General features: G+C 70.6%; 13 protein-coding genes and 1 pseudogene. 7 read left to right on the forward strand and 7 right to left on the reverse strand.

Translation table 11 applies throughout. The features are described 5' to 3' along the window. Positions 1 to 353 precede the first annotated feature (353 nt). On the reverse strand, positions 354 to 1,133 hold the full coding sequence (locus ACQEV8_RS30725) for an inositol monophosphatase family protein (protein ID WP_432966685.1): 780 nt from the start codon (positions 1,131 to 1,133) through the stop codon (positions 354 to 356). Between the two features lie 55 nt (positions 1,134 to 1,188). Between ACQEV8_RS30725 and ACQEV8_RS30730 the strand changes: the two genes are divergently transcribed. Continuing rightward, entirely contained in the window at positions 1,189 to 2,088 is a 900-nt protein-coding gene (locus ACQEV8_RS30730) for a LysR family transcriptional regulator (protein WP_432966687.1), read from the forward strand. 9 nt (positions 2,089 to 2,097) lie between these two features. Here the strand turns inward: ACQEV8_RS30730 and ACQEV8_RS30735 are convergent, their stop codons facing one another. From ACQEV8_RS30735 to ACQEV8_RS30755, 5 genes and pseudogenes are all read right to left on the reverse strand, one after another. After that, positions 2,098 to 2,706, reverse strand: coding sequence for an NAD(P)-dependent oxidoreductase (locus tag ACQEV8_RS30735; protein WP_432966689.1), 609 nt, complete (start codon positions 2,704 to 2,706; stop codon positions 2,098 to 2,100). Positions 2,707 to 2,855: 149 nt separating this feature from the next. Next, the gene (locus tag ACQEV8_RS30740) at positions 2,856 to 3,488 is read right to left on the reverse strand and encodes a DedA family protein (RefSeq protein ID WP_432966691.1); all 633 of its coding nucleotides are present in this window, start codon (positions 3,486 to 3,488) and stop codon (positions 2,856 to 2,858) included. 64 nt (positions 3,489 to 3,552) lie between these two features. Further along, on the reverse strand, positions 3,553 to 4,653 hold the full coding sequence (locus tag ACQEV8_RS30745) for an FAD-dependent monooxygenase (protein WP_432966693.1): 1,101 nt from the start codon (positions 4,651 to 4,653) through the stop codon (positions 3,553 to 3,555). Between the two features lie 461 nt (positions 4,654 to 5,114). Further along, positions 5,115 to 6,977, reverse strand: coding sequence for an ABC transporter ATP-binding protein (locus tag ACQEV8_RS30750; RefSeq protein WP_432966695.1), 1,863 nt, complete (start codon positions 6,975 to 6,977; stop codon positions 5,115 to 5,117). Then, positions 6,974 to 8,786 (reverse strand): annotated as a pseudogene (locus tag ACQEV8_RS30755) (ABC transporter ATP-binding protein). The gene ACQEV8_RS30750 and the pseudogene ACQEV8_RS30755 overlap by 4 nt, the downstream one beginning before the upstream one ends. Positions 8,787 to 8,970: 184 nt before the next feature. Between ACQEV8_RS30755 and ACQEV8_RS30760 the strand changes: the two are divergent. The 4 genes from ACQEV8_RS30760 to ACQEV8_RS30775 are packed head-to-tail and all read left to right on the forward strand — an operon-like array spanning position 8,971 to position 12,554. Then, positions 8,971 to 9,873 carry an ATP-binding cassette domain-containing protein gene (locus ACQEV8_RS30760; RefSeq protein ID WP_432966697.1) on the forward strand — a complete coding sequence of 301 codons (903 nt, stop codon included), beginning with the start codon at positions 8,971 to 8,973 and terminating at the stop codon, positions 9,871 to 9,873. Continuing rightward, a complete protein-coding gene (locus ACQEV8_RS30765) occupies positions 9,870 to 10,619 on the forward strand; it encodes an ABC transporter permease (RefSeq protein ID WP_432966699.1) in 750 nt (249 codons plus the stop codon). The genes ACQEV8_RS30760 and ACQEV8_RS30765 overlap by 4 nt, the downstream gene beginning before the upstream one ends. 44 nt (positions 10,620 to 10,663) lie before the next feature. Continuing rightward, positions 10,664 to 11,917, forward strand: coding sequence for a sensor histidine kinase (locus tag ACQEV8_RS30770; RefSeq protein ID WP_432973122.1), 1,254 nt, complete (start codon positions 10,664 to 10,666; stop codon positions 11,915 to 11,917). Further along, positions 11,910 to 12,554: a response regulator gene (locus ACQEV8_RS30775; protein WP_432966701.1), complete on the forward strand. Its 645-nt coding sequence runs from the start codon at positions 11,910 to 11,912 to the stop codon at positions 12,552 to 12,554. Before ACQEV8_RS30770 ends, ACQEV8_RS30775 begins: the two co-directional genes overlap by 8 nt. Positions 12,555 to 12,577: 23 nt before the next feature. Here the strand turns inward: ACQEV8_RS30775 and glgX are convergent, their stop codons facing one another. Further along, entirely contained in the window at positions 12,578 to 14,830 is a 2,253-nt protein-coding gene (glgX, locus tag ACQEV8_RS30780) for a glycogen debranching protein GlgX (protein WP_432966703.1), read from the reverse strand. Positions 14,831 to 15,017: 187 nt separating this feature from the next. Here glgX and ACQEV8_RS30785 point away from each other — a divergent pair, with 187 nt between their 5' ends. Beyond that, positions 15,018 to 16,262 carry an Ig-like domain-containing protein gene (locus tag ACQEV8_RS30785; protein WP_432966705.1) on the forward strand — a complete coding sequence of 415 codons (1,245 nt, stop codon included), beginning with the start codon at positions 15,018 to 15,020 and terminating at the stop codon, positions 16,260 to 16,262. Positions 16,263 to 16,417: 155 nt separating this feature from the next. Then, positions 16,418 to 17,650 (forward strand): L,D-transpeptidase, encoded by a 1,233-nt coding sequence (locus tag ACQEV8_RS30790; protein ID WP_432966707.1) that lies wholly within the window; start codon positions 16,418 to 16,420, stop codon positions 17,648 to 17,650. The last annotated feature ends 79 nt before the right edge of the window (positions 17,651 to 17,729 follow it).

Below are 17,729 nucleotides of genomic sequence, written 5' to 3' on the forward strand. Positions count from 1 at the left end.
GATGAGCACCGGGACCTGCGGAACGCCGGAATGTGTGCACGGTGAGCAGCGGCGATATCGCTGGTCGGGTGAGCAATCGGTGGTTCTCCGCGATCTTATCGGTGACACCGGGTGACGTCTCACCGGTCACGGTGAACCCCGCTTCCACTGACCGGGGTTCACCGGCTGTGCAACCGGTGCGCGGCTGTCCGGTGGTGACCGGTGGGAGTATGGGAGGACTCTGATGGGCCCGTCGTCGGACCGTACGGAGGCCGTCCCCCGGCTGACCCCTGATATCGCATGGTCCGGCTTCCCAGCCTTCATCGCGTCGGTCGACTGTGCAGCGGATCCGGTCGGTGAGATCCGGACTTCCCTCAGGCGGTGAGGACTTCCAGTGCGGCGGCGTGCACACCCGGCGCGGCGGCGAGGTAGCTCTCGCCGGCCAGTTCCCACGGTTTGCCCTCGATGTCGGTCACGACGCCTCCGGCCTCCTGCACCAGCAGCACACCTGCCGCGTGGGACCGGACGTTGTCGAACTGCCAGTGCAGGTCCATCCGGCCCGCGGCGACCTGGGCGAGCTGGTGGGTCACCGGTACGGAGACCCGCACATAAAGGGCGGAGTTCGTCATCGCGGCGAAGGCGGAGCCCATCCGCTTCGCGAGCTCGGGGTCGTGACCCGGCTGGGCCTGGCCGGTCCCGGCCAGTGCGCCGTCCAACGACGTCTTGACCGAAACCCGCAGCCGTACGCCGTTGAGGAACGCCCCGCCGCCCTCGGTCGCGGTGAACATCTCGTCGAGGACCGGGAAGTAGACCACCGCCAGCACCGGGCGGCCGTCACGGACGAGGCTCACGCCGATGTTCCAGTCGGGCATGCCGTGCACGGCGTTGACGTTGCCGCCGACCGGGTCGATGAGCCACCACTCGCCCGTGGCCAGCGGCCCCGATCCGTGTTCGTCGTTGAGCCAGCCCGCGCTCGGCAGGGCCTCGGTCAACGCTGGGCGCAACGTGTCGACGACGGCCGCGTCATTGGCCTGGAGGTTCGCGAGCAGTTCGGGGAGCCCGGACTGACGGGAGTCGGTGGAATAGCGCGTCATCATCCGGGCGCCGGCGTGGCGGACGGCCGCGCCGGTGGCGGCAAGAAGTTCCTGGCTCATGGGATGCTCCTGGAGTTGATCGAAGTGGATCTATAGCTTGTTAGGATTTACTTTCATGCAACTGGACTTGAATCTGCTGACCGTGCTGGACGCCCTGCTCGAAGAGGGCAGCGTGATGGGCGCGGCCGAGCGGCTGCACCTGTCCTCGCCCGCGGTCAGCCGCACTCTCGGCCGGCTTCGCGCCGTCACCGGGGACGACATCCTGGTGCGTACCGGCCACTCGATGACTCCCACCCCGTACGCGGTGTCGGTTCGGGAGGACGTGCACCGGCTGGTCAGGCAAGCGCACGAAGTGCTCTCGCCGGTCCGTGAGCTGAACCTGGCCGAGTTGGATCGCACCTTCACGATCCAGTGCCACGACGCGGTTGCCGCGTCACTGATACCGGTACTGGTCGAGAGGATCCAGCAGCTGGCTCCCGGGGCGCAGTTGCGGGTACTGGCGGAGAACGCCGTCGACACCGACGACCTGCGACACGGCCGCATCGATCTGGAACTCGGCGGCGGTAGGCCCGCTCTGCCCGAGTTCCGGTCCGAGCCGCTCGGTGACGATCGGCTCGTCGTGGCGATGCGCGCGGACCACCCTTGTGCCGCCGGACTCGACCTGGCCTCCTACGCGGCGCAGCCGCACGTGGTGATCTCCCGGCGTGGCCGCCTCACCGCGCCGATCGACGACGTGCTGGCCGCCGAAGGCCTGCGGCGCCGGGTGGTCGCGGCGGTGGCGACGGTGTCCACCGCCCTGCAGATCGCCGCCCGTGGCGACGCGCTGGTCACCTGTACGGAGATCCTCGGCCGCCCGCTCATCGAGGCGTTCGGGCTCCTCGCCCGGCCGCTGCCGATCGAGGCCCCGGCGCCGACGGTCAACTGCAACTGGCACCAGCGCTACGATTCCGACCCCGCCCACGCCTGGCTCCGCGAGCAGGTCCGGGCGTCGATCGAGGAGATCACCGCCTCCTGACCACTGCCCCTACTCCGCCAATGGCAGGGCCACGGCACCGGGAAAACCAGGCGCCTCGGCTTCGTCGAGCATCGCCGCGGCGACGGTTTCCCGGCTGACCTTTGCGTTGAGGTCGAAGAGGGGCGCGGCCTCCAGGCCGACCGTACGCCGACGGGGACTTTCCGGCCCGTCGGCGAGCATCCCGGCGTGGAAGACGGTGCCCCCGGCCGCGAGGACGGTGTTGTCGGCTTCGACCTTGTCCGCGAGCCGGTCCCCCAGCACCCTGGCGAGTATGTCCGCGCCCTTCCCGGCCGCTTCGGTCGACTTGCCCGTGCCGTAGGCACCGAGCCAGATGACGCGCCGTGGGCCGGCGGCGACCAGGGCCCGGGCGCCGGTCAGGAGAATCCCGGCCCGGTCCGTGCCGAGCGCGGAAAGGACCACGGAATCCCCGTCCACGACGGCGGCGATACTGGCCGCGTCGTTCACGTCACCCGCCACTTTCCGCAGGTTGGGGGAGTCGGGCAGGGCGATCCGCTCGGGATCACGCGCGATGGCGGTCACGGTGTGACCACGTCGCAGCGCCTGTCGGGTGAGAGCGATTCCGGTCTGGCCGGAGGCCGCGAGGACGGTGAGGTTCATGCCGAGAACGCTAGGGAGAACCTCACTTAACATCAAGTGCAAGTAACTGACTTGATGAGTTACCCAGACGCAATGATGGCGGAGGGAAGGGCGGAGTGCGGGGTGCGGGCGGATTCGCGGTTCGTCCATATCGGCAGCGAAACCGCGCCTCATCGATATCCGGTAACGGCATCATCTGGCCCGACAGGATCCTTGCGGCGCCGAATGTATCGCGAGAACTCCACCGCACCGGTCACCGCGAACGCGAGCCCGACGCCGACGCCGACAGCAAGGAGTGTGTTCTCCTGGAAGAAGACGCCACCTAGGTATCCCGACAGTGCGGTATAGGCGCTCCAGGTGGAGGTCGAAATCGCAACGTACAGCATGAATGTGCGCAGCGGGTATCTCACCACCCCCGCCGTTCCTGTGGCGAGATAACGTCCGACCGGAATGAATCGCGTGGAGACGAGTACAAAACCGCCGCGTACTTCGAGTTCGCGCTCGAACCAGTCGTACGCCTTCCGGCGTTTGGTGCCGGCTGGCAGGCGCTTCAGCACGCGTTCCCCCATCAATCGGCCGATGGAGTAGGGGACGAGGTCGCCGAGAAAGGCGCCGGCCGTCGTGGCGGCGATGACCAGCATGATATTCGTCTGCCCGGTTGCGCCGGCGATGCCCGCGAGGATCACGACGGGTTCACTCGGGATCAACGGGAGGAAAGAGTCGAGTAAGGACACCGCAATGAGCACGGCGTAGAGTGCGGGCGACGCTATCAAGGACTCCGTGAGGTCTATCCAGTCCGGCATTTACTACCCGTCTCCTGTGGTACGAATGCGGAACTCCAAGGGTGATTCGCTCATTCGGCCGGCGTCAGGTGGCGGGTGCCGTGGTGAGCATCCAGCGGCTGAACGCGGCATAGCGCTGCGCGAATTCGACTGCGTCGCCGGCGTGTTCGACGGCGGCGGAGTGCTCGCGTACCGTGTCGAAGCGGGCGCTGCGAGCGTGCTCGTAGGCGGTGAGGGCCTTTTCCAGGTCGGCCGCGGCTGTCAGGCTGCCGCGCAAGACGCCGACATCTTCGATGCCGAGAGTGCCGCCGGAAGCGATATGGGGGGACAGTCCGTGCGCGGCGTCGCCGATCAGGGCGACGCGCGCGCTGGTCCAATGGGGCAGTTCCGGGACCAGCGTGACCTGGTTCTCCAGGATGGACTCCTCCGGGGTTTCGGCGATCATGGACAGGAGGTCGTCGTTCCATCCCGCCTCGGCCAGATTCCGTGCGCGTTCCAGTGCCCGTTCGCGCTTGCTTCCGGTGAGCGGTCCGGCATCGAACTGGTTGACCATCCACATGGTCCGATCACGAGCGATCCTCACGTATCCGCCGCGAGTTCGGTGGTGGCCGACGGTGAGCACGGAGGCCTCCGAGCTCTGGTTGCCGGCAGGCACGATCGCGCGCCAGGCGTAGTGGCCGGAGTGCGTTACGGCCTCGCTCCCCGGCACCAGCCGCTTGCGCACGTGTGAGTAAACGCCGTCCGCGCCGATCAGTAGATCCGTGCGGAGTGTCTCGCCATCGGCCAGGTGCACGACGACATTTGATCCGGTCTCGGTATATCCGGTCACGTGGGCGTCGAGGCGGATTCGGTCACGACCGATGGTGTCGGCCAAGAGGTTGTTCAACTCGGGGCGCGATACGAGCAGGAACTGGTGATCGCTGTCGGTGTAACCGGGAGCGCGGACCGGATCGCCGGCGGGGGTGAAGAACCACGTGTTCTGTTCGATGCCCATGCCGCGGATTTCTGGGCCGATGCCGAGGTGGTCGAACTCTCGCAGCGCGTTGGCCCACAGGCCGATGCCGGCGCCGACGGCTCGGACCCGCGGTGCCTGTTCCAGCACGATGACCTTGTGACCGATGAGTTTGAGGGAGGCCGCGGCTGTGAGTCCTACCAGGCCGCCGCCGACGATCACGGTGGATTTCATGGACAACTTCTCTGCTCCTTCGCGGGACGGACAGGGGGGTGGGGGAGTCGCAGCCGGGACCGGGGCAGTGCGTCCGAAGGCTCATGGCGGGAGTTCAGTTGCCGGCTCGACAGTGAGTACCGATGCGGTAGGCAGGGGCCTTTTTCATCAGCGAGGTACGGCCCAGAGGTACGTCTCGACACTATGAGCAGCCACTGATTGCTTCAAATGCAATCTAGTCAAGGGGAGATTTACCCGCATGCATTTGGCCGGGCGCACGCCGCCACGCGGCATGCTGCTCGTCCGCGCCGTTTGCGTGAGCAGCGGTTGTGCGCGGCCTTTGGCGCGGCCGCCGGCGGTGTCCGCACGCGCCGCTCTTGCCGCGTCGGCCGCCTCGCTTCGGCGCCGCGGGATCAAAGTCCGCCACCAGCAGCCGGGATGGGCAGAGTCCATCGGAATGCGGAACCTGCACCGCCGCCGTCCTATGCCAAGCTGTCCCGCCAGGCCCGGTGCAGATCGGCGAACCTGCCCGTGCCCGCGACGAGTTCGGCCGGGGCGCCGTCCTCGACGATCTTCCCCTGCTCCATCACCAGGACACGGTCCGCGATCTCGACGGTCGAGAGCCGGTGCGCGATGACCACCGCCGTGCGGCCCTTCAGCACCGTCGCCATCGCCCGCTGCACGGCGCGCTCACCCGGGATGTCCAGCGAGCTGGTCGCCTCGTCGAGGATCAGCACCGCCGGATCGGCCAGCAACGCCCGGGCGAAGGCGACCAGTTGCCGCTGTCCGGCCGAGATGCGGCCGCCCCGCTTGCGTACGTCGGTGTCGTAGCCGTCGGGCAGGGCGCTGATGAAGTCGTGCGCGCCGATCTCCTTCGCGGCCTGCTCCATCTCCGCCCGGGTGGCGTCCGGGCGGCCGATCGCGATGTTCTCGGCGACCGTGCCGGAGAACAGGAACGACTCCTGCGTCACCATGACCACCCCGCGCCGCAGCTCGGGCACGGCGAGGTCGCGCAGGTCGACGCCGTCCAGCAGCACCCGGCCCTCGGAGGCGTCGTAGAACCGGGCCAGCAGCTTGGCCAGCGTCGACTTTCCGGCGCCCGTGGAGCCGACGACCGCGACCGTCTGCCCGGCCGGGATCGTGAGGTCGAAGCGGGGCAGCACCTCACCGCCGGTGCGGTAGCCGAAGCCGACGCCGTCGAAGACGACCTCGCGGCCCGGGTGCTCGCTCGCCAGGGGCGGGAGCGGCCGGGGGTCCGCCGGCTCGGGGACGGACGGGGTCTGGGCGAGCAGCCCGGCGATCTTCTCCAGCGAGGCCGCCGCCGACTGGTACGAGTTGAGGAACATCCCGAGCCGGTCGATCGGGTCGTACAGCCGCCGCAGGTACAGCACGGCCGCCGCCAGCACACCGAGGGCCAGGGTGCCGCCCGCGACCCGGTAGGCGCCCCACAGCACGATCGCCGCGACCGCCGTGTTGGCGACCAGCCGCGAGCCGGTGACGTAGCGGGCCATCTCCAGCAGCGCGTTGCCGTTGGTCCGCTCGTGCCGCTGGTTGAGCACGCCGAAGTCCGCGTCGTTGACGGCCTCGCGGCGGAAGGCGCGCACCGGCCGGATGCCGTTCATCGTCTCGACGAACTTCACGATGACGGCCGCGATGGCGGTGGACCGCGCCCGGTACACCCGCCCGGCGCGCCGCTGGTACATCCGTACCAGGGCGTAGAGCGGCACCAGGGACGCCACCGCCACGCCCCCGAGGCCCAGGTCGAGCCAGAGCAGCAAGGCCGAGATGTAGACGAAGGACAGGATGACCGTCACGAGCTCCTGCAGGCCCTCCTCCAGCAGTTCGCGCAGCGACTCCACGTCCGCCGTGGAGCGGGAGATGAGCCGGCCCGAGGTGTAGCGCTCGTGGAAGTCGACGCTCAGCGCCTGCGCGTGGCGGAAGATCCGGCCGCGCAGGTCGAGCAGCACGTCCTGGCTGACGCGGGCCGCGGCGGAGACGAACGCCCATTGCAGCCCGCCCGCGGCCAGCGCGCACACCAGATAGCCGGTGCCCACCACGATCAGTGGTCCGTGGTCGCCGGCCCGGAACGCCGGTACGGCACGGTCGATGGCGTACGCCACGAGCAGCGGGCCCGCCTGCACGACAGCCTGCTGGAGCAGCAGCAGGATCGTCGTGACCGTGACGCGGGCCTTCAGCGGCGCGAGGAGGGAGCGCAGCAGGGCGGCGGTGGCGCCCGGGGGAGTGGGCAGGACGTCCTGGTCGAAGGGGTCGCCGGTGGCGGCGGGCCGGTCGTCCGGTTCGTCGCCGGGTTTCCTGTCGGCCGGTGTGCCGGTGGCCGCCGTCATCGTGCGCTCTCCTGTTCCCCCGATGGGTTCCCTGACTGCTCTCCGGACATCAAGTGCGCGTATTCGGCGTTCGTCCGCAGCAGTTCGTGATGGGTGCCGACCGCGGCGATCCGGCCGCCGGACAACAGCGCGACCCGGTCGGCGAGCAGCACGGTGGACGGACGGTGCGCCACGATCAGGGCGGTCGTGTCCGCGAGGACGCGCCGCAGGGCGGCCTCCACGGCGGCCTCGGTGTGCACGTCCAGGGCCGACAGCGGGTCGTCCAGGACGAGGAACTCCGGCTGTCCGACGACAGCCCTGGCGAGCGCGAGACGCTGCCGCTGCCCGCCGGAGAGGCTGAGGCCCTGCTCGCCGACCTGGGTGTCCGTCCCCTGCGGCAGGGCGTGCACGAAGTCGGCCTGGGCGACGGCGAGGGCGCGCTCCAGCTCCGCCGTCCCGGCCGTGCCGTCGGCCCCCATGAGAACGTTGTCGCCGACCGCGGCCGAGAAGAGTGTGGGTTCCTCGAAGGCCACGGCGACCTTGGCGCGCAGCGCGTCCCTCGACAGTTCGGTGACGCCGACGCCGTCGAGGGTGATGCGGCCCGAGGTCACCTCGTAGAGACGGGGGATGAGCGCGGTGAGGGTGGTCTTGCCGCTGCCGGTGGCGCCGACCAGCGCCATGGACTCGCCGGGGTGGATGTGGAGGTCGATGTGCTGGAGGACGGGTGGGGAGTCGGCTGCGGCGTCGGGGTAGCGGAACCGGACGTCGTGAAAGCGAAGTCCCTTGTCCCGCGAGCCGGTTGAGGGGCCGAAGGCAGCCGTCCTCCCCTCCCCGGCCTCCTCCACCTCCTCGTCCATCACCTCGAAGTACCGCTCGGTCGCCGTCGCCGCCTCCTGGCTCATGGCCAGCAGGAACCCGATCGACTCCACCGGCCACCGCAGGGCCAGCGCCGTCGACAGGAACGCCACCAGCGTCCCCGCCGACAGGCCCCCGTCGGCGACCTGCACGACCCCACGACCAGCGCCGCCCCGATCGCCACCTCGGGCAGCGTCACGATGACGCCCCAGATCGTCGCCAGCAGCCGCGCCTTGCGCAACTCCGTGCCGCGCAGCTTCGCCGACAGGTCGCGGAACGCCCGCGCCTGGCTCCGGTGGCGTCCGAACCCCTTGATGACGCGGATGCCGAGCACGCTCTCCTCGACGACCGTCGTCAGGTCGCCGACCTGGTCCTGCGCGCGCCGCGCCACCGCGGCGTACCGCTTCTCGAAGACCACACAGGTCACCATCACGGGCACGGCGGGCCCGAGGACCACCAGCCCCAGCGTCCAGTCCTGGAGCAGCATGATGATCACGCCGATCACTATCGTGACCCCGTTGACCAGCAGGAACGTCAACGGGAAGGCGAGGAACATACGGAGCAGCATCAGGTCCGTCGTCCCCGGGACAGCAACTGCCCGGAGGCCCACCGGTCGTGGAAGGACACCGGGAGCCGCTGCAGGTGCCGGTACAGATCCGCCCGCATCGACGCCTCGACGTGCGCCAGCGGCCGCGCCACCAGCCAGCGCCGCAGGCCGAACAGCAGGGCCTCCGCGAAGCCGAGCAGCAGCAGGCACAACGCCCCGAGCCACACCCCGGCCGGGTCCCGGCCGGCGACCGGCCCGTCCACCATCCACTTCAGGACGAGCGGGATCACCAGGCCCGTGCTGGAGGCGAGTATCGCCACGAACGCGGCGCTGAACAGCCGTGCCCGCGCGGGCCGCACATACGGCCACAGGCGCAGCAGCGTGCGCACGGCAGAACGGTTCCGGGCGGGGGCAGATGTCGTGGCCATCAGCAGTGAGCCTACGGATCGCCACTGACACTGCCCACCGAGTTTTCGCCGAGCCCGGGTCGGTCCTTGGTCCTACGACCTGCGCGTTCGGGGGGTCGTACGGCGGGCATCAGCCGATCGGCTGATAGCCGTTCGAGCGCGTCGGGCGATGCGCGCGGACCCGCCGCACCGGGACCCTCGGTCCATGTCCGTCATCGAAGTCACCGACCTGCGCAAGGCCTACGCCGGCCGCCCGGCCGTGGACGGCGTCTCCTTCGCCGTCGAGGAGGGCGAGATCTTCGGCGTCCTCGGCCCGAACGGCGCCGGCAAGACCACCACCGTCGAGTGCGTGGAGGGGCTGCGCGCTCCCGACTCCGGCCGCGTCCGCGTCACCGGCCTCGACCCGGTCGCCGACCACGAGCGGGTCGCCCAGGTCCTGGGCGCCCAGCTCCAGGAGAGCCGGCTCCAGCCCAAACTCACCGTCCGTGAGGCACTGGAGCTGTACGCCGCGTTCTATCCGCGCCCCGTCGACTGGCGCCCGCTGGCCGAACGCCTCGGCCTGGAGGAGAAGCTGACCACCCGCTTCGCCAAGCTGTCAGGTGGCCAGAAACAGCGCCTGTTCATCGCGCTCGCCCTGATCGGCGACCCCCGGATCGTCGTCCTGGACGAGCTCACCACCGGCCTCGACCCGCGCGCCCGCCGCGACACCTGGCAGCTCATCGAGGAGGTCCGGGCGGGAGGCGTCACGGTCCTGCTCGTCACCCACTTCATGGAGGAGGCGCAGCGGCTCTGCGACCGGATCGCCGTGATCGACAAGGGCCGGGTCGCCGCCCTGGACACCCCGTCCGGACTGATCCGCCGCTCGGCGGGCGCCACCGTCATCAGCTTCACCCCGTCCACGCCCCTGGACGACCAGGAGCTGAACACGCTCCCCGCCCTGGTCGCCGTCGAGAACAAGGACGGCCGGATCACGCTGTCCGGCACGGACGACACGGTCAACGCCGTGCTGTCGCTGCTCGCCCGCCGGCACATCACCGCCCATCAACTCCGCGTCACCGACGCCACACTGGACGACGCGTTCCTGGACCTCACGGAGGCCTCGGCATGAGCACCGCACTGATCAACCCCGCTGTTCTGCGGAGCGAGTTCCGGCTCTTCAGACGCGAGCCGGGCAGCCTCTTCTGGATCCTGCTGTTCCCGCCCCTGCTGCTGGGCGTCCTCGGTTCCGTGCCGTCGTTCCGCGAGGCGCAGGACGGGCTCGGCGGACTGCGGATCGTCGACGTGTACGTGCCCGTGTGCGTGCTGGTCGCCCTCCTCATGGCCGGGGTGCAGGCGATGCCGCCGACCCTCACCGGCTACCGCGAGAACGGCATCCTGCGCCGGCTCTCCACCACTCCCGTCCGGCCCTCGGCCCTGCTGGCCGCACAGATGCTGGTGAACGGAGCGGCGGCCCTGGCCTCCGCGCTGCTCACGCTCGTCGTCGGACGGCTCGCCTACGACGTGACGCTGCCCGAACAGCCCGTCGGGTACCTGCTCGCGTTGCTCCTCGCCGTGCTCGCCGCCATCTCGCTGGGCGCGGTGATCTCGGCCCGGGCCCGCACGACGAAGATCGCGACCGCGATCGGGACCGCCGTGTTCTTCCCGATGATGTTCTGCGCCGGGGTGTGGTTGCCCGTGCAGGCCATGCCGGACCTGCTGGGCCGCATCGTCCGGTGCACCCCGTTCGGCGCCGCCGCCCGGGCCCTGGACCAGGCCGCCGCGGGCGACTGGCCGGGCTGGGGCCACCTGGCCGTTCTCGCCGCCTGGACGGCGGTGCTCTCGGCGTCGGCCGCGCGCTGGTTCCGCTGGGAATGACCGGCGCCCGGGGAGGGGACGGGTCCGTGGCCGACACTGTGGGCATGACGGACGTGGCGGGCGTGGAGCAGCGGTGGGCGGCGTACTTCCGCTGGGGGCCGTACGGGATGCTCGCGGCGGGCACCGTGCTCTCCGCGGCCACGGTCGACGCGGTCGGCATGACCACGGCGGAGCGGTACACCGCCGTCGCCCTGGTCGGCGCCGCGGTGGTCCTCCAGCTGTGGTGGGGGCGCTGGTCCCGCGGACGGCCTCTGGCTCCGTCGGTGCCGGGTGCCTGCTACTACTTCGTGCGCTGGGCGCTGGGATTCGCGCTCAGCTGGTTGAACCCGTTCTTCGCCTTCTACGCCGCCGCCGGGTTCGTCGGCCCCGACCGGCTGCTGCGTGGGCGCCCGCTCAAACTCGGGCTGCTGGCGACCGCGGTGACCATCGCGGGGTCGCAGTCCGGTGGCATGCCCCTGCACGGGCCGCTGAACTGGGCGGTGTTCGGCGGGCTGGTCTGCATCCACATCGCGCTGTTGATCGTGTTCGGCCAGCTGGCCGTGCGGGAGGAGGAACGCAGCCGCATCCAGACCGCGACCATCTCCGAACTGGAGCGCACCAACGCGGCCCTGCAGCAGGCCCTCGACGAGAACGCCGCCCTGCACGCCCAGCTCCTGGTGCAGGCCCGGGAGGCGGGAGTCGCCGACGAGCGTCGGCGGCTGGCCGCGGAGATCCACGACACCATCGCCCAGGGGCTGACCGGCATCATCGCCCAGCTCCAGGTCGTGGCCAACGCCCCCGACCTGGCCGTGGCCCGCACCCACCTCGAACGCGCCTCGGACCTGGCCCGGCACAGCCTCGGCGAGGCCCGCCGCTCCGTGCACAACCTCGCCCCCGTGGCGCTGGCCGACTCCGGACTGCCGGAAGCCCTGAAGAAGACGGTCACCGAATGGGGCGAACGGACGGGAGTGCGCGCCGAGTTCACGGTCACCGGCACCGACGAGCAACTCCACGAGGAGATCGCCGCCACGCTCCTGCGGATCGTTCAGGAGGCCCTCTCCAACACCATGCGGCACGCCGCCGCCGGCCGGGTCGGTGTCACCCTGTCCTTCCTCGGCGACGAGGTCATCCTCGACATCCGCGACGACGGCCGCGGCTTCGACCCGCTCGCCGTCCCCGAACGCACACGCGCCGGCGGCTTCGGCCTGGACGGCATGCGCGCCCGTGCCGAACGCGTCGCCGGGTCCCTCACCGTCGAGTCGGAGCCGGGCCACGGTACGGCGGTCTCCGCTCGCGTACCGTTGGTCCGCCATGACTGACGCCGCCGCGATCACCCTGCTCATCGTCGACGACCACCCCGTCGTACGGGACGGCCTGCGCGGCATGTTCGAGTCCGCGCCGGGCTTCCACGTCCTCGGGGAGGCGTCGAACGGCGTCGAGGCGGTCTCGCTCGCCGCCGCCCTGGACCCGGACGTGATCCTGATGGACCTGCGCATGCCGGGCGGCGGGGGCGTGGACGCCATCCGCGACCTGACGCGCACCGGCGCCCGCGCCGAGGTCCTCGTCCTGACCACCTACGACACCGACTCCGACACCCTCCCCGCGATCGAGGCGGGCGCGACGGGCTACCTCCTGAAGGACGCTCCGAGGGACGAACTGTTCGCGGCGGTCCGCGCGGCGGCGGAAGGCCGGACCGTCCTCTCCCCGGCCGTGGCCTCCCGACTGGTCTCGGCGGTCCGCGCTCCCCGGGCTTCCGGCAACGACACCCTCTCCGCCCGCGAGCGCGAGGTCCTGGCCCTCGTCGCCAAGGGCACCTCCAACCGCGAGATCGCCCGTGAACTCTTCATCAGCGAGGCCACGGTCAAGACGCACCTCACGCATCTCTACGCGAAGTTGGGCGTGAAGGACCGCGCGGCGGCGGTGGCCACGGCCTACGAGCGAGGCATCCTGGGCTAGGAGGCTTCCGGCGAAACGATGCCTCAGCCCGCTACCCGCAGCAGCAGCACCGCCCGCGCCGGCATCGTGATCTCCGTCCCCGCCCGGTACTCCACGCCAGGCGCCTCCCCCTGCTCCTCCAGGCTCGTGTCGACGACGACCTCGTACCGCTCCGCCCAGGGCGGCCCCGGCAGTTCGAAACGCACCGGCGCCTCGCCCGCGTGCAGCACGGCGAGGAAACTGTCGTCGAGGATCTGCGCCCCGCGCTCGTCCCGGCCCGGGATGTCCCGGCCGGACAGGTACATCCCCAGCGTGGCGGCGGGCGCGTACCAGTCCTGCTCCGTCATCTCGGTGCCCCGGGACGTGAACCAGGCCAGGTCGCGCAGCCCGTCCGCGGTCTGGGCCCGGCCCGAGAAGAACGCCCGGCGCCTGAGCACCGGGTGGCGGTGGCGCAGCTCGATCAGCCGCGAGGTCAGCTCGAACAGGGCGTGCCACCCGGGGTCCTCCAGCAGCCCCCAGTCCACCCAGCTGATCTCGTTGTCCTGGCAGTACGCGTTGTTGTTGCCGCGCTGGGTGCGGCCCAGTTCGTCGCCCGCCACCAGCATCGGCACACCGGTGGACAGCAGCAGCGTGGTCAGCAGGTTCCGCAGCTGCCGGCGCCGCAGCGCCCTGATCCCCTCGTCGTCCGTCTCGCCCTCGGCGCCGCAGTTCCAGGCCCGGTTGTCGTTCGTGCCGTCGCGATTGCCCTCGCCGTTGGCCTCGTTGTGCTTGCGCTCGTACGACACCAGGTCGCGCAGGGTGAAACCGTCGTGCGCGGTGACGAAGTTGACGGACGCGTACGGTCGGCGCCCGCCCCAGGCGTACAGATCGCTGGAGCCCGACAGGCGGTAGCCCATCTCCCGTACGTCCGGCAGTGCGTGCCGCCAGAAGTCCCGCACGGCGTCGCGGTACCGGTCGTTCCACTCCGTCCACAGGGGCGGGAACGCCCCCACCTGGTACCCGCCCGACCCCACGTCCCACGGCTCGGCGATCAGCTTCACCCGGCGCAGCACCGGGTCCTGGGCGATGACCGCCAGGAACGGGGAGAGCATGTCGACGTCGTGCATCGAGCGGGCCAGTGCCGCCGCCAGGTCGAAGCGGAAGCCGTCCACGCCCATCTCCGTCACCCAGTACCGCAGCGAGTCCGTGATCAGGCGCAGCACCTGCGGCTGGACCACGTGCAGGGTGTTGCCGCAGCCGGTGTAATCGGCGTAGCGGCGGGGGTCGTCCTGGAGCCGGTAGTAGCCGCGGTTGTCGATGCCCTTCAGGGACAGCGTCGGGCCCAGTTCGCCCGCCTCCGCCGTGTGGTTGTAGACCACGTCGAGGATGACCTCGATCCCGGCCGCGTGCAGGGCGCGCACCATGCGCTTGAACTCGCCGACCTGCTCGCCCCTCGTCCCGGAGGCCGCGTAGGCCGCGTGCGGGGCGAAGTAGCCGATGGAGTTGTAGCCCCAGTAGTTCCCGAGGCCTCTGCGCAGCAGATGGTCCTCGTGCGCGAACTGGTGCACCGGCAGCAGCTCCACCGCCGTCACGCCCAGCTTCACCAGGTGCTCGATCGCGGCCGGGTGCGCGAGCCCGGCGTAGGTGCCGCGCAGTTCCTCGGGGATGCCCGGGTGCAGCCGGGTGAAGCCCATGACGTGCAGCTCGTAGATCACCGAGTCCGCCCACGGGGTCTTCGGGCGCCGGTCGTCGGCCCAGTCGTCGTCATCGTGGACGACGACGCCCTTGGGGACGTACGGCGCCGAGTCCCGGTCGTCGCGCACGGTGTCGGCCACATGCTGCTGCGGCCAGTCGCGGACGTGCCCGTAGACCTCCGGCGGCAGTCCGAAGTCCCCGTCCACCGCCCGCGCGTACGGGTCGAGCAGCAGCTTCGCCGGATTCCAGCGGGCGCCCGTCCACGGGTCCCAGCGGCCGTGCACCCGGTAGCCGTAGCGCTGTCCGGGCAGCACGCCGGGGACGAAGCCGTGCCAGATCTCGTGGGTCAGCTCGGTCAGCCGGGCCCGCGACTCCTTGCCGGACTCGTCGAAGAGGCACAGCTCGACCCCCTCCGCCCCGCCCGCCCACAACGCGAAGTTGGTCCCCGCCACCCCGTCCGGGCCGACCCGGAACCGGGCGCCCAGCGGCGTCGCCGAGCCCGGCCAGGCGGGCACCATGGGCGGCGGCGTGGGCCGCCGTACGCCGTTCGCGGCGGCGGCCTGGCGCCCGTTCCCGGTGGCCTGATGGCCGGCCACCGCCTCCTGCTCGGCTGCGCTGGACACCTGTCAGCCTCCCGCGGCTCGTGGAACGACGGGGGACTCAGGGGTGCGGACCTGTACTGCGGCCCGGGCCGCGGCTCCCCTGCGCGTCGTTCTCCCCACTGTTCTGCCCAGAGCGTGGGTCGCACTCACGTTTCCCCGGGGCGGGCATGGTCGTTTCCCGGGGACGCGGCCGGTCGTTGGGTACCCCGTGAGGCACGTACAAGGGCGCGCGCGGCGCGCGAGGGCCGCGCTGGCCGCCGTAGTGACATGGGCAGGGCTGCTGGCCGGGGCCACGGGCTGTACCTCGGACGACGCGGGCGGGATCGCCGGGGCGTTCGGCGCGCCCCCGGCGCCCGAGGACGTCATCAAGGTCTCGCCCGACGACGGCAGCAGGGGCGTGCGCCCCGGAAGGACGCTGCGGGTGCGCGTGCCCGACGGCAGGCTGGAGTCGGTGAAGGTCACCAGGTCCCAGGACGCGCAGGAGTCCCCGGTGCCCGGGAGGGTCTCGGCCGACGGCCTGACCTGGGAGCCCCACGAGAAGCGGCTGGCGCTCGCCGCCGAGTACACGGTCGACGCGGTGGCCGTGGACGGCGACGGCCACCGCTCGGCCCGGCACACCACCTTCACGACGTACGTCCCCGAGGAACGCTTCATCGGCTACGTCGCCCCGGAGAACCGCGCCACGGTCGGCACCGGCATGATCGTCTCCCTGGAGTTCAACCGGGAGATCGCCGACCGCGCCGTCGTCGAACGCGCGGTGCGGGTCACCTCCCGCCCGGCCGTCGAGATCCGCCCGCACTGGTTCGGCCGGAGCCGCCTCGACTTCCGCCCCGAGGACTACTGGAAACCCGGCACCCAGGTCACCGTCGACCTGCGCCTGCGCGACGTCGAGGGCGCGCCCGGGGTCTACGGCCTGCAGCACAAGTCGTTCTCCTTCACCGTCGGCCGCGGCCAGGTCTCCGTGGTGGACGCCGCCCGGCACACCATGGAGGTCCGGCGCGACGGCGAGACCCTCGCCACCGTGCCGGTCACGGCCGGCGCCCCCGAGACGACCACGTACAACGGGAAGATGGTGGTGACCGAGATGCTCGACGTCACCCGGATGAACGGCGCCACGGTCGGCTTCAAGAAGCGCGACGGCAAAGGCGAGTACGACATCCCGGACGTCCCGCACGCCATGCGCCTGACCGACTCCGGCACCTTCCTGCACGGCAACTACTGGGCGGACCACTCCGTCTTCGGGCGGAGCAACGTCAGTCACGGCTGCGTCGGACTGCGCGATGTGAAGGGCGGCGGTTCGGCCACCCCCGCCGGATGGTTCTTCGACCGCAGCCTGATCGGGGACGTCGTCGAGGTCGTCAACAGCAAGGACAAAGAGGTCTCTCCCGACAATGGCCTCGGAGGCTGGAACATGACCTGGAACGCATGGAAAGCGGGCAGTGCGGTGAAGTAGTCCGACAGGGGACGGATCGACCCCGTGTTCCGTTGGGACGGAACAGTGACAATCGCGGGCCGCCGGTGCCCGGCGCCTTGTGGTTACTATGCGCCGGGGCGCGGGGGACGCGCAGGGGTTGTGGGCCTGACCAGGCCCGGGGAGGGGAGTACGACTTGAACGGGCGACCGATATCGGGGGCGTCGGTTGGGGGCAGGCACGGACTGCTCGCACTGATACTCGGCGGGCTGCTCCTCGCCGTCACGGCGTGTGGCGGCGGGGAGAGCGGAGCCGGTGCCGGCGGGGGCGACGGCACCGGCAAGGGCTCGGACACCGCGCAGAGCAAGCAGTCCGAGGCCGTGGTGAGCATCACCCCCAAGGACGGCGCCAAGTCCGTCGACACCAGCGGGAAGCTGAAGGTCACGGCCGCCAAGGGCAAGCTGACCGAGGTCGAGGTCAAGGACGCCAAGGGCAAGAAGGTCGACGGTGAGATATCCGGCGACGGCGCCACCTGGACGCCGGCCGGCCATCTGGCCGCCGCCACCAAGTACACGGTCCACGCGGTCGCGAAGGACTCCGAGGGCCGCACGGCCGCCGAGGACGCCGGCTTCACCACGCTGACGCCCAAGAACACCTTCACCGGCACCTTCACTCCCGAGGACGGCTCGAAGGTCGGCGTCGGGATGCCGTTCTCCATCCGCTTCGACCGGGGCATCACCAACCCGGAGGACGTCGAGAAGGCCATCCGCATCAAGACGGAACCGGCCGTGGACGTAGAGGGCCACTGGTTCGGCAACGACCGTCTCGACTTCCGCCCCGAGAAGTACTGGAAGACCGGCACCAAGGTGACCGTCGACCTCAACCTCGACGGCGTCGAGGGACGCTCCGGCGTCTACGGCGAGCAGGACAAGACGGTCGACTTCACCATCGGCCGCAACCAGGTCTCCGTCGTGGACGCCAAGAAGCTCACGATGAAGGTCATGCGCGACGGCAAGCTGTTCAAGACCATCCCGGTCACCACAGGCAAGCCCGGCATGGAGACCTGGAACGGCCAGATGGTCGTGAGCGAGATGCTCCCCGTGACCCGGATGAACGGCGAGACCGTCGGCTACGGCGGCGAGTACGACATCAAGGACGTCCCGCACGCCATCCGCCTCACCACCTCCGGAACCTTCCTGCACGGCAACTACTGGGCGGGCGGCGCCTTCGGCGAGTACAACGCCAGCCACGGCTGCATCGGCCTGCGCGACGTGCGCGGCGGCTGGGACAAGAAGGTGCCGGCCGCATGGTTCTTCAACCACTCGATGATCGGCGACGTGGTGGTCGTCAAGAACTCCGAGGACCGGACCGTCGACCCGGACAACGGGCTCAACGGCTGGAACATGTCGTGGGAGAAGTGGAAGAAGTAGCTCCGAGCCGGCCATGAGCTCATGAGCTGACGACGAGGGCCCCGGTGTGACGGACCGCACCGGGGCCCTCGGCGTTAGT

The organism is Streptomyces sp. CA-179760 (assembly GCF_050937045.1).
Lineage (GTDB): Bacteria > Actinomycetota > Actinomycetes > Streptomycetales > Streptomycetaceae > Streptomyces.

Coding starts and splice junctions, on each gene's coding strand:
- ACQEV8_RS30745 (WP_432966693.1), bottom strand. CDS start 4,653: ATGAAATCCACCGTGATCGTCGGCGGCGGCCTGGTAGGACTCACAGCC.
- ACQEV8_RS30765 (WP_432966699.1), top strand. CDS start 9,870: ATGAGCACCGCACTGATCAACCCCGCTGTTCTGCGGAGCGAGTTCCGG.
- ACQEV8_RS30725 (WP_432966685.1), bottom strand. CDS start 1,133: ATGAGCCAGGAACTTCTTGCCGCCACCGGCGCGGCCGTCCGCCACGCC.
- ACQEV8_RS30775 (WP_432966701.1), top strand. CDS start 11,910: ATGACTGACGCCGCCGCGATCACCCTGCTCATCGTCGACGACCACCCC.
- ACQEV8_RS30740 (WP_432966691.1), bottom strand. CDS start 3,488: ATGCCGGACTGGATAGACCTCACGGAGTCCTTGATAGCGTCGCCCGCA.
- ACQEV8_RS30735 (WP_432966689.1), bottom strand. CDS start 2,706: ATGAACCTCACCGTCCTCGCGGCCTCCGGCCAGACCGGAATCGCTCTC.
- ACQEV8_RS30750 (WP_432966695.1), bottom strand. CDS start 6,977: ATGACGGCGGCCACCGGCACACCGGCCGACAGGAAACCCGGCGACGAA.
- ACQEV8_RS30760 (WP_432966697.1), top strand. CDS start 8,971: ATGTCCGTCATCGAAGTCACCGACCTGCGCAAGGCCTACGCCGGCCGC.
- ACQEV8_RS30730 (WP_432966687.1), top strand. CDS start 1,189: ATGCAACTGGACTTGAATCTGCTGACCGTGCTGGACGCCCTGCTCGAA.
- ACQEV8_RS30770 (WP_432973122.1), top strand. CDS start 10,664: ATGACGGACGTGGCGGGCGTGGAGCAGCGGTGGGCGGCGTACTTCCGC.